This window comes from Flammeovirga sp. AWQ4_249 (assembly GCF_056161045.1).
The window spans coordinates 1-21,764 of sequence record NZ_JBSWYJ010000049.1 but is presented as its reverse complement, the minus strand read 5'-3'; the positions used below and the strand labels follow the sequence as shown (position 1 = coordinate 21,764).

Genomic DNA, 21,764 nt, shown 5'->3' with positions numbered 1-21,764 from the left:
GTAAAAATATATTCAATATTATCGTATTTGCTATTTAGTTTTAATGAATCAACTTCAGAAAACATTTTTAGTTGGTTGGTAGTTTTACTAAAATCTGAATATCAACTTCATTACTTTCGTTCTATTTATAAGGCCAAAGTTAAGATATTATATAACTATACACCAAAATCAATTATAAATCCTTCAATTACGTACTTTTAATCACTGTTTTTCCTAATTTAAAGTTTTGTTTCACAAAATGAAGAAGTAATTCACTCTTTGTTATTAAGAATTCAAAGTGAAGTTTAACTTTGTGACTAAGTTAATTTTAAAAATAGATGTCTAAATCAGGTCTTCCTTTTTTTGTTGCCAAAAGATACTTCATTTCTCAAAGGAATATGAAAAGTATACCACTTATGCTTATTGTTTTAGTGGTTCAAATGTTTTTTGGTATCCTAATATTTCTTGGAAAGGCAATCGGTGTACTATTTACTTTCTCTCCCAAAAAAATTCGCAAAACCTATAAAGGGTTAGCTGAACGGTTTATCAAACAAAATTTCATTCAAACACTATCAAATATTGCAATGATAGGTGTAGGTTTTGGAACTGCAGCACTTGTGATTGTTCTTTCTCTTTTCAATGGAATGGAACAAACACTTACAGGTATGTTTAATCGACATAATCCAGAGTTAAAAATCATTCCTGCTAATGGGAAATCTTTTCCTTATACATGGACATTAAGAAATGAAATAGAGGAAGTAGAAGGTATTTCAGCAATCACAGAAGTTATTGAAGATAAAGTACTTATTCTTTATAACAACAAACAAAAAGTAGTTACAATGAAAGGGGTGAGTGAGAATTTTGCTCAACAAACACAAATTGATACTACTGTTGTTTTAGGAACCAATAAACTTTTTAACAACGATACAAGGTATGCATTGGTAGGTTCTGGTGTTTATCAAGAACTTGGACTAAGGCTTAGAGATAGTATGTATCCTTTACAATTTTGGTATCCAAAACGTAAAGGAAAAGCTTCTTTGGATCCAACTAAAGCATTCAATAAAAAAATCATACAAGCAGGAGGCGTTTTTGTTGCTGAACCTCAGTTCGATCAAGCAACAGTAATTGTATCTCTTAAGTTTGCGAATTCTCTTCTGAATTATGAAAACTTGAGAACAGGTTTAGAAATAAAAACAACGGATGAAGTTACAGCAAATGAAGTCAAAAAATCATTACAAAAACTTCTAGGCAATGACTTTATCATCAAAACAAGGCCCGAACAACAAGCTCAAGTACTAAGAGCATTGAAAATTGAAAAATTCTTCACATATGGTACTTTTGCTCTCATTCTAGGTATTGCTTCTTTTAATGTTTTCTTTGCGTTAGCAATGTTATCTATCGAAAAAGGACATGATATGAGCATTTTAAAATCTATGGGAGCAACTCGACAAATGATAGGTAAAATCTTTTTATTCGAAGGGAGCTTAGTTGCTTTATCAGGGGCTATTTTTGGATTGATTTCAGGATATATTTTCTGCTTTACTCAAGAGAAATTCAAATGGATTAGTACAGGAGCCAACAATGGAATCCTTGATGCTTACCCTGTTGAAACAAGATGGGAAGACTTTCTAATTATTTGCCTTACTGTAACTACAATTACTCTTTTTGCTTCTATCATTCCAGCAAGAAATGCAATGAAAAATGCTGGACGATAAGTTTTAAATAATAGTATTGATACAAACAAAATAAATATATATCATGAGTTTAATCGATAAAATTAAATCTTCTGTAAAGGAAAATTTAGACGAAATCATTGCCAATAGAAGACATCTTCATGCCAATCCAGAATTATCTTATCAAGAATTTGAAACTGCAAAATTTGTAGTCAATAAGTTAAAAAGTTATGGTGTAGAGGTACAGGAAGGTGTTGCAGAAACAGGCGTAATCGGATTAATTAAAGGAAAAAATCCAGATAAAAAGATTATTGCTTTGCGTGGTGACATGGACGCCCTACCAATTACTGAAGAAAATGATGTTCCTTATAAATCTAAAAATGTAGGTGTGATGCATGCATGTGGTCATGATGTACATACAACTTCATTATTAGGTGCTGCTCAAATTTTACAATCAATTAAAGATGAGTTTGAAGGAACTGTTAAGTTAATCTTTCAACCAGGAGAGGAAAAACTTCCTGGAGGCGCCTCATTAATGATCAAAGATGGTGCTTTACAAAACCCTGCTCCTTCAAAAATAATCGGTCAACATGTAATGCCATTCATTGAAGTGGGTAAAGTAGGCTTTAGAGAAGGAATGTACATGGCTAGTGCTGATGAAATTTATTTTACTGTAAAGGGTAAAGGAGGTCATGCTGCAATGCCAGAAAAAAATATAGATCCCGTAGTCATTACATCTCATATTATTGTTGCATTACAACAAATTGTAAGTAGATATGCTGCTCCAAAAATTCCATCTGTATTATCATTTGGAGATGTTAGAGCAATTGGTGCTACCAATGTCATCCCTAATGAAGTTAAGGTACAAGGTACATTCAGAACTATGAATGAAGAGTGGAGAGCTGAAGCACACGAACGTATTACAAGTATTGCCAAAGGTATTGCTGAAGGTATGGGCGCTACAGTAGATATGAATATCTGTAAAGGTTATCCATTCTTAGTCAACGAACCTGAATTAACAAGAAGAAATAAAGCGGGTGCAATTGAATATCTTGGAGAGGATAATGTTGTTGATCTAGACATTTGGTTAGCTGCAGAAGATTTCTCTTATTATTCGCAAGAAATGGATGCTTGTTTCTATAGATTAGGAACAAGAAATGAAGAAAAAGGAATCGTTTCTAGTGTACATACTCCTACTTTTGATATTGATGAAGATGCCATGGAAATTGGTGTTGGATTAATGACTTGGTTAGCTATTAAAGAGCTTCAGTTCCAAGGATAACGATCATTAAACAAGTAATAAAGCCTTGTAGATTTATATAAAATGTACAAGGTTTTTTTATGCTGATTTTTTTCTACTTTTGTCAGTAAAATAGACATTATGACAACCGTTTTTTATACGTTGTCAGTTGAATTAAGACAGAATGACTTAAAAATGTTGCTTGGCAGAATTGTTGAAAAGTAACGTTGGTGTATATTTTAGACTTGAAAAAATACCAAAATGGCAGAAAATAAAGAAAACGAAAATATAGAAAATAAAGAAGAACAAGTAGAAGAAACTGGTTCTGAAAATAAAACTGAAGAGCAAGATGCAAATCTTAGCGAAACAGAAAAATTACAACAAGAACTTGGTGAAATGAAGGACAAATACCTTCGTTTATACTCTGAGTTCGATAACTTCCGTAGACGTACTTCAAAAGAAAAATTAGAGTTACAAAAAACTGCTTCTGAAAAAGTACTTACGGCTATTATCCCTACAATTGACGATTTAGAGAGAGCGATTGCGGCGAATGAAAAAATCGAAAGTGCTGAAGTAAAACCAGTACTTGACGGTGTAGTGATGATTAAAGATAAAATGCTTAAAACTTTAGAAGGACAAGGTTTAAAACAAATCGAGGATGCTACAGGTAAAGAGTTAAATACAGATTACCATGATGCAATCACTCAAATCCCTGCCCCAACTGAAGAATTTAAAAATAAAATTGTTGATGTAGTTGAAAAAGGCTACACGTTAAACGATAAAGTTATCCGCTACGCTAAGGTGGTAGTTGGGCAATAAACTATAATTATCATTTATGTCGAAGACAGACTTTTATGAAGTACTTGGTGTAGAGAGAAGTGCTTCTAGTGGCGAAATCAAGAAAGCTTACCGTAAGGTCGCTATTAAATATCACCCAGATAAAAACCCTGGAGACAAAGAAGCTGAAGAAAAGTTCAAAGAAGCTGCTGAAGCTTACGAAATATTGAGTGACGATCAAAAACGTTCTCAATATGACCGTTTTGGACATCAAGCTTTCGATGGGTCTGGTGGATTCGGTGGTGGAGGTGGAATGAATATGGATGACATATTCTCACACTTCGGCGATATTTTCGGTGGCGGTGGTAGCCCGTTTGGTGATTTCTTCGGTGGCGGAGGTGGTGGCCGACGTCAAAAAAAAGGTTCTAACTTAAGAATTAAACTTAAGCTTAACCTTCAAGAAATGGCTAAAGGTGTTGAAAAGAAGGTTAGAATCAAACGTTATACGTCTTGTGAACCTTGTAACGGCACAGGTGCTAAAAACGGTACTGAACTTGATACTTGTCAACAATGTCACGGTAGTGGACAAGTTCAAAAGGTAGTGAACACTATGTTGGGACAAATGGTCTCAAATACGACTTGTCCATCTTGTAATGGTGAAGGTAAAATCATCAAAACAAAATGTGATAATTGTAAAGGTGAAGGACGTATGTATACTGAAGAGGAAGTAGCAATCAACATCCCTCCAGGGGTTGATGATGGAATGCAACTTTCTATGAGAGGTAAAGGTAACATGCCTAAAGGTGGTGGTGTTGCTGGAGATCTTTTAATTGTCATCGAAGCTATCGAAGATGAGCAGTTACATCGTGATGGTGAAAATATTCACTATGAACTACACCTAAGCATCATGGATGCGGCACTAGGAACAACTGTAGAAATTCCAACATTGACTGGAACTGTAAAAGTACCAATCGATGCAGGAACACAAAGTGGTAAAGTGCTTCGATTAAGAGGAAAAGGTATTCGTGATATTAATGGATATGGTGTCGGTGATCAATTAATTCATATTTCTGTATTCACTCCTGTGAAACTATCATCAGAAGAAAAAGATATGATGAAAAAACTAAGAGATCACAAAAACTTTATTCCTACAAAAGAGCACAAACAAGAAAAGCGTAAGAATTTCTTCTCAAGAATGAAAGACTTCTTTGCTCAATAAGATTTACGATAACTAGTTACAAAGGAATACTCTTTTATCATCTACATGGTTTTGAGTTAAAGATTCAATACCAATATATAAATCACTCCAGCTATGAATTTTAGCTCGGAGTGATTTTTTTGTTTAAAATCAATTAAAATACTAGGGTAATACCTATTATATTTGCATTTTAGATTATATAAATAACCTCTTTATGTTAACTCGCCAGACACAAATCCGAATTAATTATGCAGATACTGACCAAATGGGTTTTGTTTATTATGGTCATTATGCAAAGTTTTTCGAAATTGGAAGAACGGAAGCCCTTAGATCATTGGGTATGAGTTACAAAGAAATGGAAGCTGATGGCGTAATGCTTCCTGTATTGGAAAACTACTCTAGGTATATTAAACCAGCAAAGTATGATGATCTTCTTACGATCACTACTAAATTAGTCAAATTACCTACTGTCCGATTACATTTTGAGTATGAGATTCAAAATGAAGAAGGAGAACTTTTACATAAAGGTTGGACGAAATTAGCCTTTATGAGTAAAGAAACATATCGCCCGTGTAGAGCACCAAAACGCTTTTTAGAGTGTATTGCTCCTTTCTTTCCTGAAAATTAATATACTTTGACAAAGAAAGATTTAAATACAAGATTAAAAGAACTCAAGGTCTATCAAAAAACAATAGATTCTTTGCGAAGTGAAAGAGTTCCACATACGAAAGTGTCTTTTTATACATTCTGTATTGCACTTATTAATCGTATTGACCAAAATGATTTACTTCAAAGAGGACAAGCCATTGCTTTTAGCTTTAGCCTTGCAATGCTCCCCTTTATTATATTCTTCTCCACCTTGATCTCTTATATACCAAGTGATCAGGTCAACATGATGTTTAAGATTTTCAGAGAAGAAATGTTACCTCAATATGTTTATCAAGCTATTGAAGGACCTATACAAGATTTGAGTGGTAGATCAAGAGGTGGTTTATTGTCTTTTGGTTTCATTGGTGCTACTTATGTGGCAACAACAGGTATGAGAACATTAATGAATGCATTCAATAGCTGTTACCATATGCAAGACAAACGAAGTATGATAGAACAGTTTAGAGTGGCTTTATTCCTCACATTCCTGTTTCTTCTCACATTATTTGTTTCATCATTCTTACTCATTTCAGGTAAACATTTCTTTGAACACCTGCATGACATTGGTTTTTTGAATAATGCATTCACAATTTATTCTCTCATCTTTTTGAGATTATTTCTCATTATTCTCATCTTTTTTATGAATATCACCTTGATATTTAAGTATGCACCGAATGAAGTAATGAAACATCAAATCTTAAATCCAGGTTCAGTAATTGCCACCACTTTATCAATTGTTGTTTCTTTATTATTTGGATTATACTTAGATACATTTAATTCATACGATATTTTATATGGCTCATTGGGAGCAATTATGGGAATGATGGGTTGGATCTTTACAATCGCTATGATCCTATTAATCGGTTTTCAGATCAATACAACGATCGAAGAAGCTAAATTATGGGTAGAAAGTGACAATCAACCTGAAGAATTTAGGTAATTTAATTTTATTTAGATTTTTTATTTATAAAAGTGTTGGATAATTAAAATCAACCTTGCATATTTGCACCCGTCCAATGACACAGAGAGTTGGCAGAGTGGTCGAATGCGGTGGTCTTGAAAACCATTGTACCGCGAGGTACCGGGGGTTCGAATCCCTCACTCTCTGCAAGTAAAACCTTTAGAATTCGTTCTAAAGGTTTTTTTTATGCCTATATTTTTTTGTAAATTATGTCCAGAGATTAATGCATTGCACTCATTGAAATATCTCTTTTGAAAAAAACTCTTCTAACTGAATCCTTTTTTTGAAAAGTTACGTATATTTAAATAAGTGTCAAATATTAAATAATTACAAATTAACATGTCTAAAAAATTAGTAAAATCCACTTCTAATTCTGTCTTTTCTGGAGTTTGTGGTGGTCTTGGAAATTACTTTAACATCGACCCTACTATTTTACGTGTAGGATTCGTTGCCAGCCTTTTCTTTACATTCTTCTCAACAGCTTTAGTTTATTTTGCTATGGCTTTTGTAATGCCAAAGGATGATACATATTTCTATTAGAAAAAAGGCTAGATAAATAAAAAGAGATTAGTTCTTAATACGAACTAATCTCTTTTTTTTTATACAACTACCTGTACATTGTTATTCATCTAAAAGACATCTACTGATGACCATTTTTTGAATGTTAGAAGTACCTTCTCCAATAGTACATAATTTAGCATCTCTATAGTATTTCTCAACAGGATAGTCTTTTGTAAAACCATACCCACCAAAAATCTGTACAGCTTCATCTGCACATTTCACAGCAACCTCTGAGGCATAATATTTTGCCATTGCGGATGCTTTATTAATATTTTCTCCTCTTTGCTTTTTGATAATTGCTTCTTTGATCAGCAACCTTGATGCTTCGACCTGTGTAGCCATATCAGAAAGTTTGAAAGATATTCCTTGGAAAGAAGATATCGACTTACCGAATTGCTTTCTTTCTTTTGAGTACTGAATAGCACAACGTAAAGCACCATTAGCAATTCCTAAACTTAATGCTGCAATAGAAATTCTACCGCCATCAAGAATTTTTAATGCCTGTACAAAGCCTTCTCCTACTTCTCCTAGAACATTATCCTCTGAAAGCCTACAATCCTCAAAAATCATCTCTGTAGTTTCAGAAGTACGCATACCTAACTTTCTTTCTTTACGTCCTCCAGAAAAACCTTTCGTTCCTCTTTCTACAACGAAAGCTGTCATACCATGCTTATCTCCTTTTTCACCTGTTCTAGCCATTACAACGGCTACATTTCCACTTTTACCGTGTGTGATGAAATTCTTGGATCCATTAAGAACCCATTCATTTCCTTCTTTTTTGGCTACGGTCATCATGTTACCAGCATCAGATCCTGTATTAGGTTCTGTTAGTCCCCATGCACCGATCCATTCTCCACTAGCTAATTTTGGTAACCATCTTTGTTTTTGATCTTCATTACCAAACATCAAAATATGATTTGTACACAATGAATTGTGAGCAGCTAAAGACAATGCAATACCTGGATCGAAATAAGCTAATTCAGAAATAGCAGTTACATACTCGTGATACCCTAGGCCTGTTCCTCCGTATTTTTCAGGAACTAAAATCCCCATTAAGCCAAGCTCACCTAGCTTATGAAATACTTCGATTGGGAAATGTTCGTCATCATCCCATTTTTCTCTATAGGGTTCGATGTGTTTTTCGCCAAAACTCTTGACCGAGTCTGCGACCATCTTTTGGGTGTCCAAACTTTCTTGTACCATAATGTTTAGTTTTATGTGTGGTTAGTGTGGTTAAATAAAATAAGAGTAGTGATTCAAAAAGGCATAGCTTACCTTTTGAATAATCTTATTATGGTTAAAATTTACTGTTTAATTGATGTGTTTTCTAATTAAAGAATAGTAGTTTTATTATTACAATATTTAAACTAAAGAAAATTAATCCTTAAAGCAACAGTTCTGTGCGTAAATATCTAAGTATCATTAAGTATTTCGCTTTCATCCTATTATCAACTCCTTTTTTGAGCAATGCTCAAGATATGAAAGCCGTAAAGTCCAATATTAAAACTTTATGTTCCAATAATTTTTATGGACGAGGATATACTTTTAACGCTGATAAAAAAGCAGCTTCTTTTATTGGTAACGAATTTAAAGAGATCGGAGTTATTCCTTTCCCTGGTCAATCAAGTTACTTCCAAGAATACAATTTGGACATCAATACATTTCCAGAAGCCTCAACATTCAAAATCAATAATAAAAAATTAAAGTTAGGTGTAGATTATATTCCAGCTGGAGATGCAGGTAAGGGTGCCTACGAAAAGGCTGATTGGTTTATTTTAGATGATGCTGTTTTTAATGATGATCAACTTCTTAAAGCTTTTATCAAAGAAGATTTAGCTGGAAAAGTAGTATGTTATGATGAGCAACATGAAAGAACAAGATTCAATTGGAATAGAGCTTTGCATGAAAAAATAATGCAGGCAGAAGCTGTCGTAGTTTTATATGATGATAAATTAACTTTTAGTCAAAACAGATGGCAATTACCTAAGCCTAGATTTTATGTTTCAAGACAAGCTTTACCAGAAGATATTAATACTGTGTCTTTCGATATTTCACCTCAATTTTATAAAGACTATACTTCTCAGAATGTGATTGGTTACATTCCTGGAAAAAATAAGGATAAATACATTGTATTTTCAGCACATTATGATCACTTAGGAAGTATTGGAAAAAAGTGTTATTTCCCTGGTGCAAATGATAATGCATCAGGTATTAGTATGCTTATTGAATTAGCAAAATATTATAAACAACACCCTCCTAATTATTCCGTTGTTTTCATAGGTTTTGGAAGTGAAGAAGCAGGGTTAATCGGTTCTGCTCATTATGTAGAACATCCTTTATTTCCGCTAAAAAACATTGAATTCCTGATTAATTTAGATCTTTTTGGTTCAGGAGAAGAAGGGGTAATGGCTGTCAATGGAAAAATATTTACGGAGCAATATGATTTATTGCGTAAAATTAATGACGAGAATAAATATCTAACAGCAGTTTTAGCGAGAGGTAAAGCAGCTAATTCTGATCACTATTTTTTCTCAGAAAATGGAGTGCCTAGTTTTTTCTTTTATCTAATGGGAAAATCATGGACACATTATCATGATATTTATGATGCTCCTCCACTTCCATTAAGTGATTTTTCAAATGCTTACCAATTAATTACGAACTTTAGTAATGCACTTATGCTTACAGAATAACTTTATTCCTTCTTGAAAAACACTTAAATAGTTAGATAAATAGTAATTTCTTCTACTTTGTTGATATGATTATGAGAAGTTTACAACTTTCATGACTGCTTCTTGATAAGTTCCATTAACTTTGCAAAAATTTGGACCTTGTGCAGATATTGGAATGTACTCGGTTCGTATACACGAGACAAATAATATTATGCAAGACGATAATAAGAAAAAGCATTTCAAAAGATATAATAAGCAACGTCCAAAGCCTAATGCTGATGATATCATGTATGGCATACAGCCTGTAGTTGAAGCACTTGAAGCTGGAAAACAATTTGAGAAACTTTTCATCACAAGAGATTCACATAATGAATCAATTGCTGAAATTCATAAAATGGCTACTAAAGCTGGGATTGTTGTTTCAAGAGTTCCAGTTGAAAAGCTACAAAGAATCACTTCTAAAAATCACCAAGGTGTAATTGGTTTTGTTCCTGCTATCGACTACGTTGATCCACAAAACGTAATTGCCTCTACTTTTGAAGAAGGAAAAACACCACTAGTTTTAGTTTTAGATAGAGTAACTGATGTTAGAAACTTCGGTGCTATTGCAAGAACTGCAGAGTGTGCTGGTGTTGATTTAATTGTAATTCCTAAAAAAGGATCTGCTCAAATTGGTAGTGATGCTGTAAGAACTTCTGCTGGTGCATTAAACCATATTCCTGTCGCTAGAGTTGATGATTTACAATCTGCTATTCTTGATATCCAAGGTAGTGGTTTACAAGTTGTTTGCTGTACAGAAAAAGGGTCTAAAGATGTTTACTATGTAGATATGGAAATCCCTACTGCTGTAGTAATGGGTTCTGAAGAAGATGGTATCTCACCAGATATCATTCATATGGCAGATAAATTGGCGAAAATTCCAATGACAGGTAAAGTAAGTTCATTAAATGTAGGTGTTGCTGCGGGAATTATCATTTTTGAGGCAAACAGACAGCGAATGATGACGGCACAGAAATAGATTTTCTTATCTTTGCAGTCAATTATAAACTATAAATAAGCATTGTATGCAATTTACGGAGAATTGTAATTCCATTTTCTCATCAAGTATTGAGAAATATCATATAAAAGATCACGTTGACACACCTATCGAAAACCCATTCGATAAAGAAGATATCCAACATTTACTTTACTTAAAAAACTGGATTGATACAGTTCAGTGGCACTTGGAAGATATCATTCGTGATCCAAATATCAATCCTGATGAAGCATTAAAAATCAAAAGAAGAATTGATGCTTCTAACCAAGAACGTACAGATGTTGTAGAATATATCGACAGCTGGTTCTTAGATAAATACAGTAATGTTACTCCAGTAGAAGGTGCTTCTATCAATACAGAAAGTCCTGCTTGGGCAATTGATAGACTTTCTATTCTTGCTTTGAAAATTTATCATATGCAAGAAGAAGCAGAACGTACAGATGCTTCTGAGGAACACAAACAAGCTTGTCAAGCGAAACTTGATATCTTATTAGAGCAAAGAGTAGATTTATCTACTGCTATAGAAGAACTTATCAATGATATCGCTGCAGGCAAAAAATACATGAAGGTTTATAAGCAAATGAAAATGTATAATGACCCTTCATTAAACCCAGTTCTTTACAAAGAAGGAAAATAATTCCTCTTTTTTATTGATACATCAGAAGTTGTTCTCTTTCAATTATTTTATAATAAATAGAAGGTGAACAACTTTTTTCGTCTTAAGATATGTCTAAAAAAATTCTATCACTTCGATTTTCAGCAATGGGTGATGTTGCGATGACAGCACCGGTATTAAAAGAAATTTTAGCTCAAAATGAGGATCTTGAAATCGTAATGGTTTCTCGACCATTTTTGAAGCCTTTTTTCGATAATATTCCAAGACTTACTTTTTTTGGAGCTGATCTAAATAACAAATATAAAGGATTTGGAGGGTTAAGAGCATTAGTCAAAGATCTCAAAAAATTAGGTCCTTTTGATGCTGTAGCTGATCTTCATTCAGTACTAAGAACTTTTGTAATCGGTGGATTATTCCAATTATCTGGCCATAAAGTTGTAAGAATTGATAAAGGAAGAAATGAGAAAAAAGCACTTGTTAATCCAAAAAATAGAGAATTAAAACAGCTTAAGAAAACAACAGAAAGATATGCAGATGTATTTAGAAAATTAGGTTTCAATGTAAATTTATCGCATACTCTTCCTGAAAAAGAAAATCCAATTTTAGATCAAGAAAGTCAATCTCTATTAGGTATAAAAGAAGGTCCTTGGATTGGTCTTGCCCCTTTTGCTCAACATCAAGGAAAAATTTGGGGTGAGAAAAAAGCAGTCGCTTTAGGTAAACTTTTAGCCGAAAAGAAAAATGCTAAAATTATCTTTTTTGGAGGTCCTGGCAAAGAAGAAGAAATTCTTAAAGAATGCCTAAAAGAAGTACCTAATAGCATAAGTCTGGCTGGAACTGTTAAGCTAAAAGAGGAATTAGATATTATCTCTCACTTAGATGTAATGATAAGTATGGACTCAGCCAACATGCATATGGCTTCATTAAAAGGAGTAGAATGCGTATCCGTTTGGGGAGCAACACATCATTATGCTGGATTTTTAGGGTACGGTCAGTCTACAGATAATATTGCTGAAATTTCAGTTAAAGAACTAGATTGTAGACCTTGTTCTGTCTTTGGCAATAAACCATGCCTAAGAGAAGATTATGCTTGTTTAGATCATATCACTCCTGAAATGGTTTACAAGAAAACTGTAGATGTACTAGAAAAAGCGTAACTTAAAATATGACATTAATTAATGTACTTGACCTTGTTGGAACCTTTGTGTTTGCAATTTCTGGTGCGTTAGCTGCATCAGAAAAGCGTTTTGACATTTTTGGGGCTATGTTTGTAGCCAGTGTTACCGCTGTTGGAGGAGGAACCGTAAGAGATATGATCTTAGGGGCTACTCCTGTTTTTTGGACTGTCGATGTCAACTATCTAATTGTCATTACTATGGCAGTTGCTTTTACTATTCTTTTTAAAAAAACAGTAGCAAAACTCCGAAATACAATATTCTTATTTGACACTTTAGGGTTAGGAGTATTTACTTTTATTGGTCTAGAAAAAGCTTTATTATTCGATATCACACCTTCTATTGGTATTGTAATGGGAACATTTACGGCCGTTTTGGGAGGTGTTATACGTGATACGCTTTGTAATGAAGTACCATTAATTTTCCGTGAAGAAATATATGCATCTGCTTGTATCATTGGATGCCTGACTTTTATTGGATTATCTTATTTAGACGTATCTCATTTCATTGCCACATGGAGTTGTATTGGTTCCGTAATCCTGATTCGTTTATTAGCGATCAAATATAAAATTGGTCTCCCTAAAATTTAAATTTTTCAATAAATGCTATCTTGATTTTTCATTAAATCAAACTTCCACAAACTTATCTAAATCATGAAACAAATTAGTCTTACCTTCCTATTAATGCTTCTTGCAAGTATGCTGTATGCACAAAATCCTTCAAAAATTAATTTAAGTATTGAAGAATTACGAAGTACAGACGGATTTATTTTAATTGAGGTCATTGACGAAAATGATAATACAATAAAACAAATCAAGGAAGCTATTGTAGACAATATTTTATCCATTTCTATCTCAGATATTATACCCGGAACATATGGTATCCGAATTTGTCATGATGAAGATGGTAGTAATGATATGACTTTAAATTGGTTGGGTATTCCAAAAGAAGGTTTTGGATATTCATGGGATAGAAAAGTAGTCATGAAAGAACCTGATTTTGAAGATTATGCCTTTACTGTGGAGGAAGAAAATGAAACAGAAGTCAAGATTAAACTACAATACTTATAAGGAATTAAAGATAACATATGAAGATTTGTTAATTTGTTCGAAAGTTTAAACAAATATTCTTCCTATCCTTTTCTTTTAACAACAATTGTGGTAATGATTAATTATCTTTGTTATGAATAATAAGAAGCTAATCTTTTATTTAATCATATAGGATTGATGTTCTTCTTATTCTATTGAGCAATCCAATACTGTCTCGTTGGAGACTAAAAATATAAGTTTATTATGCAAATCGTATTATTAACATTAGGTATATTTGGTGCATTCTTCTTATTGATGTCAGTGAAGTTAATCTTCAAAAAAGACGGTAAATTTGAAGGTACTTGTGCGTCACAAAGCCCTTTCCTTAATCCTGAAGGAAAAACATGTAGCTTCTGTGGTAATGACCCAAGCCAATGCAAAAACAAACAGCAGAGTGCATAATCTCTCTACTAAAAAAATTACACTATCTCTCGAATAGTGCAAAAGTCTAAATACCAAATAGTGTATTTAGACTTTTTTATTTGACTCTACTTCCTAAAAATTCCTATTTCTTGCTTACTCTCCAGTAATCGTGTATTTTAGAAAGCAACCAAAACATGAACTATTTTTTTATAGTCTACTAGCTTTATGAAAATAAATAATACTTTTCTATCCCGTCTACTTTACTCAAAAGTTCTCTTCACGTTATCACTGATTTTTATTTTCCAATGTACTTATGCTCAAAAAAAGCCAAAGCAGAATCATTGGAAGGATTTTAAATTTGAAAGTATAGGCAATACAAAAACAGTAAAAATAACAGGTCATCATATCTCTAATAGTGATAAAAGTAGAGATCTTGTTATACCCGATAAAATCAATGGAAGAAAAGTAGTTGAAATAGATAATAAAGCATTTTTTAGTTTTCCTAAAAGAAACAATGGTAAGGGGTATGTAAAATTTAGTGGTCGATTATATCTACCAAAGTATCTAAAAAAAATAGGTGTAGATGCTTTTAGAAAAAATGATTTTAAAGGTGAAATTTTACTTCCAAATTCATTAGATGAAATTGGTTACAAAGCTTTTAATGAAAATAATTTCACAGGAGATTTAACGATTCCTCGGAATGTAAAGAAAATTGCAGAAGGTGCATTCTCTCAAAATAAATTAGACGGATATTTATTTATTAATAGCAATAAACTCATTACAATTTCGAAAGGAACTTTTGAGAAAAATAGCTTTACGGGCAATCTCAATTTTCCATCAGGCTTAAAAGAGATTCAAGATAATGCATTCAGAAATGCCTTTAAAAGTGATCAACAAAATGGTACACTCTTATTACCATCAACGCTAAATACAATTGGAAAAGAGGCATTTAAAGGAAATAATTTTAGTGGAACATTAGTACTTCCATCTAATCTTTCATCTGTTGGTAATGCTGCATTTTCAAACAATCGATTTACAGGTAAGTTAACCATACCTCCCAACCTAACAGTAATAAAAGAAAAAGCTTTTGAAAATAACTTATGGAATGAAGTGGAAATTAGAACTCCTTCTGCACGTGATTTTCAAAATAAAATCTTTAGTAATAATGCTAATTTAAGTAGTATAGCTATTCCATGTTCGATAAGTTTAGATGAATTTCCTTATGATGCATTTAGTGGAACAAAAATCCAGTTAATCATGGATCCTATACTCTCTGGAAATATTATGACAGGTTATCGAGATGTTTTAGACCCTAATAAATTCCCTTTAGTATTAGGTCATTATAACGGAAAAGATATTGATCAAATAAAAATTAAAGGTGAAAAATCAATTCTATTTACTAAAGCTCAACAAAACAATCATCTTTTCTACCCTCCTTGTATTAATAGTATTGATCTACCTATTGAGCTTAGTCATTTTGATGTATTAGATCATGAAGAAAATGTAGAGATCATATGGACAACGACACAAGAAATCAACAATAGTCATTTTATTTTAGAAAAATCAAATGATAATAGATCTTACGAATTATTATCGGCTAAAATACAAGGGGCTGGAAATTCAAATGTAGAAAATCAATATAGTTTTATAGATAAGTCTCCTTTAAAGGGTCGAATCTATTACAGGTTGACACAAGTGGATTTTGATGGTAACAAAGAGACTTGGACTAAAATAATAGAGCATAGTGGTCATGGCATGGAAAAAGTTGTAAGTGTGTATCCTAATCCTGCCAACTATAAACTTAACATTGCTTTAAATTTGACTCAAGATGATATTGCTACTTACCAATTTACAGATGTTTCCTCAGGTCTAGTTATTGATGCTACACCTGATAATACATCTTCAAGGTCAAAAGTTACTTTTAATGTTTCTACTTTTCATGCAGGCACTTATATTCTCACCGTAAAGGTAAATCATACTGTCGCCTACAGTGGAAAAGTGATCATAGTTAGCCATCGGTCTAGGTCAAAAACAGAACAAAAAGACAAAGAGTAAAAAAAGATTGATAATCACATCAAATTATCAACCGATTGCAGAGAAAAAAGTCGATAAAAAGTCATAAGACCTAACGATTATCAGTTAAATGTTCTGTTTACATTTTTATATTTGTCAGTATTCAATGAATTAATAATCAATAACAATAAACTAATTTATGTCTAAATCCGCTAAACCTAATTTATCGTTTTGGCAAATTTGGAACCTAAGTTTTGGATTCTTAGGTGTTCAGTTTGGCTTTGCATTACAAAATGGTAATGTAAGTCGTATCCTTCAAGCTTTAGGTGCTGATGTTCATGATTTAGGATACTTCTGGCTTGCGGCTCCAATAGCAGGTATAATTATTCAACCAATTATCGGTGGTGCATCAGACAGTACATGGACTAAATTTGGACGTAGAATTCCATTTATCTTTGGTGGTGCAATTGCTGCTACATTAGCAATGTTCTTAATGCCTAACTCAGAATTCTTTGTCGCTTTAATGCCTCCTATGTTGTTTGGAGCAACTATGTTATTAATCATGGATGCCTCATTTAATATCACTTTCCAACCTTTTAGAGCTTTGGTAGGCGATATGGTAAATGACAAACAAAGAGATTTAGGATATTCAGTACAATCATTCTTGATCAATACTGGAGCAGTCATTGGATCTGCTTTACCATTTATTCTCACCATGATAGGTGTAGCAAATGAACCAGCAGAAGGACAAAAAGTTGCTGATAGTGTTGTTTGGTCATTTTATATTGGTGGTGCTACTTTAATGTTAACCGTTTTATGGACTGCATTAAGAACTAAAGAGTATCCTCCAGAAGAATATGCAGAATATAACAACATTGACTTAGATAAAAAGGAAGAGAAATCGAATGATTCATTTATCAAAACCTTAATCTCTTCTCCAAAGGTTATGTATCAATTAGCTGCAGTTCAACTATGTTCATGGGTTGCATTCTACTTCATGTGGGTATATTCAACACCAGCAATTGCTCAACATATTTGGCATACAGCACCAGATGATTCAACTTCAATTGCATTCAATGAAGCTGGTAACTGGGTGGGAATAATGTTCGCTATGTATTCTTTTGCGGCTGCTTTATTTTCTGTGGCAATGCCAAGTTTAATTAAAGCAACAAGTAGAAAAACTGTGTATGCTGGAGCACTAGTTCTAGGTGGTCTAGGTTTACTAAGTATTGGTATGATCCAAGATAAATACTTCTTATTAATTTCGATGATTGGAGTCGGAATTGCATGGGCTGCAATTTTAGCGATGCCTTTTAGTATTTTATCCGAGAATTTACCTGCTGAAAAAATGGGTATTTACATGGGTATATTCAATGTAACTATTGCGGGTCCTCAAATTTTTGCAGGCTTATTTGGTGGATCAATTGCTTCAACATTTTTTGATGGTAATGCTGTAGGTTTATTAACAATGGCAGGAGTTATTCTATTAGTTGGAGCCTTATGTGTATTTATTGTACAAGACAAAAAGAAAGTAGCATAAGCTGCTAATTATTTCATATTCTGAGCATTTAAGCATTAAAAATGTTTAAATTCACTCAATATCCTCAAGACATAAAAACTACTTCATTAACTTGGGGTAGTTTTTATTTTTTATAGCAAACTGTAGAAGCATGGATCATTATTTACAAGGGGTTTTAACCATATTTTCGTTGGTAAATCCTGTAATATGTGCTCAAATTTTTATTGGGAGATATAGGGAAAGTAGCTATGAAACGAAGTTAAGAGAGCTTACAAAGGCAATCCTTGTCATAGGCTTTATTTTAGCCGGTGCTGCTTTTTTTGGAGCAAGATTATTACATCAATTTGGTATCAGTTTAGATGCATTTCAAGTTGCTGGTGGAATTGTTCTGATATGGATGGGTTTTAATATGTTGAGCAAATCATCAACGCCAAATAGAACTGTTGAAGCAGATGAAGAGGATGATAAATTAATTCCTTTAATCTTATTTGCGGCAAGCCCAGGCACCATAACAGGCGTCATTACCCTAGCAATTGCACAATCAGATGATGCTTTGCCAAGAGTGGCTTTATCATCTATTGGAATGGTACTTTTTATCACTTGGATTATTGTAGCTGTTTTAAGCCGTAAAACAAGTCTCAAACCATCAATGACTAATCAAGTTACAACTCGTTTTATGGGTTTAATTGTTTTAGCAATGGGCGTTCAATTTGCTTTATCAGGCATTATGGACTTCACACAAAATTACCCACATTAAGAAGATTGACTATTACTCCTCCTCTTCTCTTTCATTTTTTTTAAGCAAAGACCTTTTTTGGCACATATTTTACGCTTTTAAAAGTTAATCCTATTGTAATGTACAATTTCTACAATTGTGTCGTTATAAAAGTGATTAGTGATGAAGCATAAAATCTAAAAACTATTTTTTACTTCTTCATCTCTTAATATCAATCGAGAAGATCTAACAAAGCATAAGAATGATAGACAAATATTTAAAGCAATTTACTATCAAACAAATCATTTTTTGGATAGGTGGTATCATCATTGGTGCGATGCTTTTTACAGTATTGACATTAGTGGGACTTTACCAAAATGAAAGTTTGGAGGTAGATATTTCTTCAAGAAATGCCATGCTCTCTCAAAGAATGGTGTTGCTCTCAAATATTTATGTAAATACAGGCGAAGACGTTAATTTAAATAATCTAAAAGAAGCTTTAGACCTTTATGACGGTTCATTATTAGCCATGAAGCACGGTGGTACTGTTCCAAATATGGAAGGCAAAAGAATTCGCCCTGCTAGTGATAGAGTAAATGATTATATCGAAAGAGTAGAAGAAGTTTGGAAACCTTTCAGAAATCATATCAGGATCATCCTTGAAGAGCCACTGACGACTTCTAATTATTCTTTTAACATGAATATTACCCTAGATACAGCTGAATTAGACAGTGTAGGGTTATTGACAAAAATAGATGAAGAAAATGTAACTATCCGTAATAGTTTAACATTCTTGGAAAACAATTCGGATGATATGTTGAAAGTCAATCAAGACTTAGTACAAGCGTATGTAAATGATGCAATTGAAATAGAATATCAAATTACACGCTTCATCATCATTGCTGTTATAGTCATACTGATTATCGGTATCGTTAATGGAATCATTTTAAGAAGAGCGCTTATTCATCCTTTAAATGAGCTTGCTCTAAAAAGTAATGAAATAGCCTCAGGAAATTTAAATGTCAATTTTGAAACGATGGGAACCAAAGAAATGAACACGATGAAAAGTTCATTGGTTTTCATGAAAGAAAAATTAGAAGACATTTCTGAATATGTAATGGAATTTAGTAAAGGTAATTTCAATATCGCCTTTGAAAGAATTCAAGAAGAGCAATTTAAAAATGACCCTTTTATCCATTCATTAATAGAAACTAAAAATAGATTAGAGCAAAACTCTAAGGAAAGAAGTGAAAGAGAATGGGTCAATGAAGGATCTGCGAGGTTAAATAAACTTATCAGAATTCATAGTAATGATGCAACTGAACTTGGGAATGCATTAGTAAAAGAAATTTCAAGGTTTATGGAATGTTCTCATGCTTCTTTTTACATTCATAAGAAAGATCCTATCACTTCAGAAGAATACATGGAACTTGCTTCTTTGTATGCCTTTGATTTTTATAAAGAAGTAGAAAAACAACAAATAAGAATTGGAGAAGGGTTAATTGGTGAAATTTGGCAAGAAGGTGAGTATATATATCTTACTGAAATCCCTGATGATTATGTTCGTATACGCTCTGGTTTAGGTGATGCCGGTCCTTCTGCGTTGATTATTTATCCATTTAAATCACATGGTAATGTTGAAGTGATTTTAGAATTAGCCTCATTTAAACCATTTGAGAAAAAGTCCTTCCAGCTATTAGAAGAGATCGGCGGAGCAATCGCCACCTCTGTAGTAACCTCTGAGAACACTTCTAACGTAAGTAAGCTTTACAATGATAGTAAAAGACTAACGGATGAACTTAGAACCAGTGAGGAGGAAATGAAGCAGAATATGGAGGAACTTCAAGCTACACAAGAATTACTTGTACGTGAAAGAAGGGAAACTGAAAAGGCTAAAAAGCTCTTGAATGAAGTTGTAGACATCACTGGCGGACGTCTTGTGATTGTAGAAGAAGATGGAAATGTTTGGTTTGGAAGTAATTCATTTATTCAATTTGTAAATATTGAAATTGAAGATTTACATCAATTACAAATTGGTCAACTTTTCCCTTCTTTTGAAGAAAAGACAAATTGGAAAGTGGATAAAGATGAACTTTCGATATCGATTAAAAATAGTGAAAATGAATTATTCGAAGTAAATATTGTAATCGAAAAACTTTATTTAGAAAATAGTGATAAGTGGGTTTTCAGGATAATTAATTAATCAATCCTATAAATTCACAAAAAAAGGATGTTTCATCAATTGGAACATCCTTTTTTCGTTTATAAGAATTTCAAGAAAAGCTTATTTTACATCAAAAACTTTTCCTTTTCTAACAAAACCTTCGATTTGATAAGGTGTCATCACCTTATACCAGATATCATCTTCACCAATAATATCGACTCTTTCTCCAGCTGTTAGATTCGTTATATTTTTACTTCCTGCAGAAGGACCACCCATTAATAAGGTTCCTGTACCTTTCACAATGGCTAATTCTCTTTTTAACCCATCATTTGAAAACCAGAGGTAAACACATGAGATCAAAACAATAGCTACAGTTACAGGCACTATAGAAAGTCCTTCCTTTTTCCTCATAAACATGAGTACAAGACCAATTATAAGCAATACGACTACTCCTAAACCTATTCCATTACTCATTTTATTAAACAATGAAATAATGTATTCTTTGTCGGAATATTGGTACCCTAATAATACATGGTCTTCTGCAATCTTTGACATTTTGTTAAATGTTCTTCGATCTGCAGTAAGTCTGTATTGTAAATTAAGAAAATACAAGGCCGAAGCATAATTTCCCTGCCCTTCTTGAATAAATGCCATTCTTAAAAGCATTTTTGAAGAATACATTTTCTTATTTTCCAACAAATCTTCATAGATATTGAAAGCATCTATATACTTTTTGGACTCAAAAAACTCATCTGCTTTAGCAATATCGCCTTCTATTGAAGAATTTGCCAATGATACTTGACTGAAAATCAGTGCGTAAAAACTTATTAAGAATAAAAAAAATCTCATTATTTGCTTGATATTGAAAATCATTCTACATTTGCACTCGCAAAAAAGGAAACTAAACGAGTTTCCAAATTTAAGAGAGGATTTTGAATTAAGTAATTTTAAGTCCAATCTTTTAGAAAAATTATGATTCCGTAGCTCAGTTGGTAGAGCATCTCCCTTTTAAGGAGAGGGTCCTGGGTTCGAGCCCCAGCGGGATCACACTTGATAATAACTGATATCAAGCTCACGTGGTGAAATTGGTAGACACGCCATCTTGAGGGGGTGGTGGGAGCAATCCCGTGTTGGTTCGAATCCAATCGTGAGCACTAGTTATTATTTTAAAAATATTTCTTATCTTAGATAAGACGATTCCGTAGCTCAGTTGGTAGAGCATCTCCCTTTTAAGGAGAGGGTCCTGGGTTCGAGCCCCAGCGGGATCACTTCTAAAATAAACTCGTAGAAATACGACGATTCCGTAGCTCAGTTGGTAGAGCATCTCCCTTTTAAGGAGAGGGTCCTGGGTTCGAGCCCCAGCGGGATC

20 protein-coding genes and 5 tRNA genes are annotated in these 21,764 nt (G+C 33.1%); 23 read left to right on the top strand and 2 right to left on the bottom strand.

Annotation, left to right across the window (positions count from 1 at the left end; genetic code table 11):
- Window positions 1-377 precede the first annotated feature (377 nt).
- The 8 genes from ACXAHM_RS22660 to ACXAHM_RS22625 all read left to right on the top strand — a co-directional run bounded on the left by ACXAHM_RS22660 (window position 378) and on the right by ACXAHM_RS22625 (window position 7,016).
- The gene (locus ACXAHM_RS22660) at window positions 378-1,694 is read left to right on the top strand and encodes an ABC transporter permease (protein WP_474965316.1); all 1,317 of its coding nucleotides are present in this window, start codon (window positions 378-380) and stop codon (window positions 1,692-1,694) included.
- Between the two features lie 43 nt (window positions 1,695-1,737).
- On the top strand, window positions 1,738-2,934 hold the full coding sequence (locus ACXAHM_RS22655; RefSeq protein ID WP_474965314.1) for a M20 metallopeptidase family protein: 1,197 nt from the start codon (window positions 1,738-1,740) through the stop codon (window positions 2,932-2,934).
- 219 nt (window positions 2,935-3,153) lie between these two features.
- Window positions 3,154-3,711, top strand: coding sequence for a nucleotide exchange factor GrpE (locus ACXAHM_RS22650; protein WP_474965311.1), 558 nt, complete (start codon window positions 3,154-3,156; stop codon window positions 3,709-3,711).
- Between the two features lie 16 nt (window positions 3,712-3,727).
- Window positions 3,728-4,888 (top strand): molecular chaperone DnaJ, encoded by a 1,161-nt coding sequence (gene dnaJ, locus ACXAHM_RS22645; protein WP_474965307.1) that lies wholly within the window; start codon window positions 3,728-3,730, stop codon window positions 4,886-4,888.
- Between the two features lie 193 nt (window positions 4,889-5,081).
- A complete protein-coding gene (locus ACXAHM_RS22640) occupies window positions 5,082-5,495 on the top strand; it encodes an acyl-CoA thioesterase (protein ID WP_474965304.1) in 414 nt (137 codons plus the stop codon).
- 6 nt (window positions 5,496-5,501) lie between these two features.
- Complete coding sequence (locus ACXAHM_RS22635; RefSeq protein WP_474965300.1) at window positions 5,502-6,455, top strand: YihY/virulence factor BrkB family protein; 954 nt, start codon at window positions 5,502-5,504, stop codon at window positions 6,453-6,455.
- Between the two features lie 83 nt (window positions 6,456-6,538).
- Window positions 6,539-6,623, top strand: a tRNA-Ser gene (locus tag ACXAHM_RS22630).
- A gap of 192 nt (window positions 6,624-6,815) precedes the next feature.
- The gene (locus ACXAHM_RS22625; RefSeq protein ID WP_474965296.1) at window positions 6,816-7,016 is read left to right on the top strand and encodes a PspC domain-containing protein; all 201 of its coding nucleotides are present in this window, start codon (window positions 6,816-6,818) and stop codon (window positions 7,014-7,016) included.
- An 81-nt stretch (window positions 7,017-7,097) separates the two neighbouring features.
- On the opposite strand, the gene ACXAHM_RS22620 is transcribed toward ACXAHM_RS22625, so the two are convergent.
- Window positions 7,098-8,240 carry an acyl-CoA dehydrogenase family protein gene (locus ACXAHM_RS22620; protein WP_474965293.1) on the bottom strand — a complete coding sequence of 381 codons (1,143 nt, stop codon included), beginning with the start codon at window positions 8,238-8,240 and terminating at the stop codon, window positions 7,098-7,100.
- Between the two features lie 197 nt (window positions 8,241-8,437).
- Between ACXAHM_RS22620 and ACXAHM_RS22615 the strand changes: the two genes are divergently transcribed.
- The 11 genes from ACXAHM_RS22615 (at window position 8,438) to ACXAHM_RS22565 (ending at window position 20,434) form a co-directional block, all read left to right on the top strand.
- Window positions 8,438-9,727, top strand: a complete 1,290-nt coding sequence (locus tag ACXAHM_RS22615; protein ID WP_474965290.1) for a M28 family metallopeptidase — start codon at window positions 8,438-8,440, stop codon at window positions 9,725-9,727.
- A gap of 121 nt (window positions 9,728-9,848) precedes the next feature.
- Window positions 9,849-10,724 carry a 23S rRNA (guanosine(2251)-2'-O)-methyltransferase RlmB gene (rlmB, locus tag ACXAHM_RS22610; RefSeq protein WP_474965287.1) on the top strand — a complete coding sequence of 292 codons (876 nt, stop codon included), beginning with the start codon at window positions 9,849-9,851 and terminating at the stop codon, window positions 10,722-10,724.
- Between the two features lie 46 nt (window positions 10,725-10,770).
- A complete protein-coding gene (locus ACXAHM_RS22605; protein WP_474965285.1) occupies window positions 10,771-11,379 on the top strand; it encodes a DUF4254 domain-containing protein in 609 nt (202 codons plus the stop codon).
- 89 nt (window positions 11,380-11,468) lie between these two features.
- Window positions 11,469-12,515, top strand: coding sequence for a glycosyltransferase family 9 protein (locus tag ACXAHM_RS22600; protein ID WP_474965282.1), 1,047 nt, complete (start codon window positions 11,469-11,471; stop codon window positions 12,513-12,515).
- A gap of 8 nt (window positions 12,516-12,523) precedes the next feature.
- A complete protein-coding gene (locus ACXAHM_RS22595; RefSeq protein ID WP_474965280.1) occupies window positions 12,524-13,123 on the top strand; it encodes a trimeric intracellular cation channel family protein in 600 nt (199 codons plus the stop codon).
- A 63-nt stretch (window positions 13,124-13,186) separates the two neighbouring features.
- Complete coding sequence (locus tag ACXAHM_RS22590; RefSeq protein WP_474965278.1) at window positions 13,187-13,603, top strand: DUF2141 domain-containing protein; 417 nt, start codon at window positions 13,187-13,189, stop codon at window positions 13,601-13,603.
- Window positions 13,604-13,825: 222 nt separating this feature from the next.
- A complete protein-coding gene (locus ACXAHM_RS22585; RefSeq protein ID WP_474965276.1) occupies window positions 13,826-14,023 on the top strand; it encodes a hypothetical protein in 198 nt (65 codons plus the stop codon).
- A 186-nt stretch (window positions 14,024-14,209) separates the two neighbouring features.
- Window positions 14,210-16,039 carry a leucine-rich repeat protein gene (locus ACXAHM_RS22580; protein WP_474965274.1) on the top strand — a complete coding sequence of 610 codons (1,830 nt, stop codon included), beginning with the start codon at window positions 14,210-14,212 and terminating at the stop codon, window positions 16,037-16,039.
- Between the two features lie 157 nt (window positions 16,040-16,196).
- The gene (locus ACXAHM_RS22575; RefSeq protein ID WP_474965272.1) at window positions 16,197-17,537 is read left to right on the top strand and encodes an MFS transporter; all 1,341 of its coding nucleotides are present in this window, start codon (window positions 16,197-16,199) and stop codon (window positions 17,535-17,537) included.
- A 130-nt stretch (window positions 17,538-17,667) separates the two neighbouring features.
- Window positions 17,668-18,273, top strand: coding sequence for a MarC family protein (locus tag ACXAHM_RS22570; protein WP_474965270.1), 606 nt, complete (start codon window positions 17,668-17,670; stop codon window positions 18,271-18,273).
- Window positions 18,274-18,493: 220 nt separating this feature from the next.
- Window positions 18,494-20,434, top strand: coding sequence for a GAF domain-containing protein (locus ACXAHM_RS22565; RefSeq protein ID WP_474965267.1), 1,941 nt, complete (start codon window positions 18,494-18,496; stop codon window positions 20,432-20,434).
- 81 nt (window positions 20,435-20,515) lie between these two features.
- Here ACXAHM_RS22565 and ACXAHM_RS22560 read toward each other — a convergent pair whose 3' ends face one another.
- The gene (locus ACXAHM_RS22560; protein ID WP_474965265.1) at window positions 20,516-21,244 is read right to left on the bottom strand and encodes an SH3 domain-containing protein; all 729 of its coding nucleotides are present in this window, start codon (window positions 21,242-21,244) and stop codon (window positions 20,516-20,518) included.
- Between the two features lie 125 nt (window positions 21,245-21,369).
- Here ACXAHM_RS22560 and ACXAHM_RS22555 point away from each other — a divergent pair.
- The 4 genes from ACXAHM_RS22555 to ACXAHM_RS22540 all read left to right on the top strand — a co-directional run bounded on the left by ACXAHM_RS22555 (window position 21,370) and on the right by ACXAHM_RS22540 (window position 21,764).
- Window positions 21,370-21,442: transfer RNA gene (locus ACXAHM_RS22555), tRNA-Lys, on the top strand.
- A 23-nt stretch (window positions 21,443-21,465) separates the two neighbouring features.
- Window positions 21,466-21,549, top strand: a tRNA-Leu gene (locus ACXAHM_RS22550).
- A gap of 41 nt (window positions 21,550-21,590) precedes the next feature.
- Window positions 21,591-21,663: transfer RNA gene (locus ACXAHM_RS22545), tRNA-Lys, on the top strand.
- A gap of 29 nt (window positions 21,664-21,692) precedes the next feature.
- Window positions 21,693-21,764: transfer RNA gene (locus tag ACXAHM_RS22540), tRNA-Lys, on the top strand.

Coding starts and splice junctions, on each gene's coding strand:
- ACXAHM_RS22660 (WP_474965316.1), top strand. CDS start 378: ATGAAAAGTATACCACTTATGCTTATTGTTTTAGTGGTTCAAATGTTT.
- ACXAHM_RS22655 (WP_474965314.1), top strand. CDS start 1,738: ATGAGTTTAATCGATAAAATTAAATCTTCTGTAAAGGAAAATTTAGAC.
- ACXAHM_RS22650 (WP_474965311.1), top strand. CDS start 3,154: ATGGCAGAAAATAAAGAAAACGAAAATATAGAAAATAAAGAAGAACAA.
- dnaJ (WP_474965307.1), top strand. CDS start 3,728: ATGTCGAAGACAGACTTTTATGAAGTACTTGGTGTAGAGAGAAGTGCT.
- ACXAHM_RS22640 (WP_474965304.1), top strand. CDS start 5,082: ATGTTAACTCGCCAGACACAAATCCGAATTAATTATGCAGATACTGAC.
- ACXAHM_RS22625 (WP_474965296.1), top strand. CDS start 6,816: ATGTCTAAAAAATTAGTAAAATCCACTTCTAATTCTGTCTTTTCTGGA.
- ACXAHM_RS22620 (WP_474965293.1), bottom strand. CDS start 8,240: ATGGTACAAGAAAGTTTGGACACCCAAAAGATGGTCGCAGACTCGGTC.
- ACXAHM_RS22605 (WP_474965285.1), top strand. CDS start 10,771: ATGCAATTTACGGAGAATTGTAATTCCATTTTCTCATCAAGTATTGAG.
- ACXAHM_RS22600 (WP_474965282.1), top strand. CDS start 11,469: ATGTCTAAAAAAATTCTATCACTTCGATTTTCAGCAATGGGTGATGTT.
- ACXAHM_RS22595 (WP_474965280.1), top strand. CDS start 12,524: ATGACATTAATTAATGTACTTGACCTTGTTGGAACCTTTGTGTTTGCA.
- ACXAHM_RS22590 (WP_474965278.1), top strand. CDS start 13,187: ATGAAACAAATTAGTCTTACCTTCCTATTAATGCTTCTTGCAAGTATG.
- ACXAHM_RS22585 (WP_474965276.1), top strand. CDS start 13,826: ATGCAAATCGTATTATTAACATTAGGTATATTTGGTGCATTCTTCTTA.
- ACXAHM_RS22580 (WP_474965274.1), top strand. CDS start 14,210: ATGAAAATAAATAATACTTTTCTATCCCGTCTACTTTACTCAAAAGTT.
- ACXAHM_RS22575 (WP_474965272.1), top strand. CDS start 16,197: ATGTCTAAATCCGCTAAACCTAATTTATCGTTTTGGCAAATTTGGAAC.
- ACXAHM_RS22570 (WP_474965270.1), top strand. CDS start 17,668: ATGGATCATTATTTACAAGGGGTTTTAACCATATTTTCGTTGGTAAAT.
- ACXAHM_RS22565 (WP_474965267.1), top strand. CDS start 18,494: ATGATAGACAAATATTTAAAGCAATTTACTATCAAACAAATCATTTTT.
- ACXAHM_RS22560 (WP_474965265.1), bottom strand. CDS start 21,244: ATGAGATTTTTTTTATTCTTAATAAGTTTTTACGCACTGATTTTCAGT.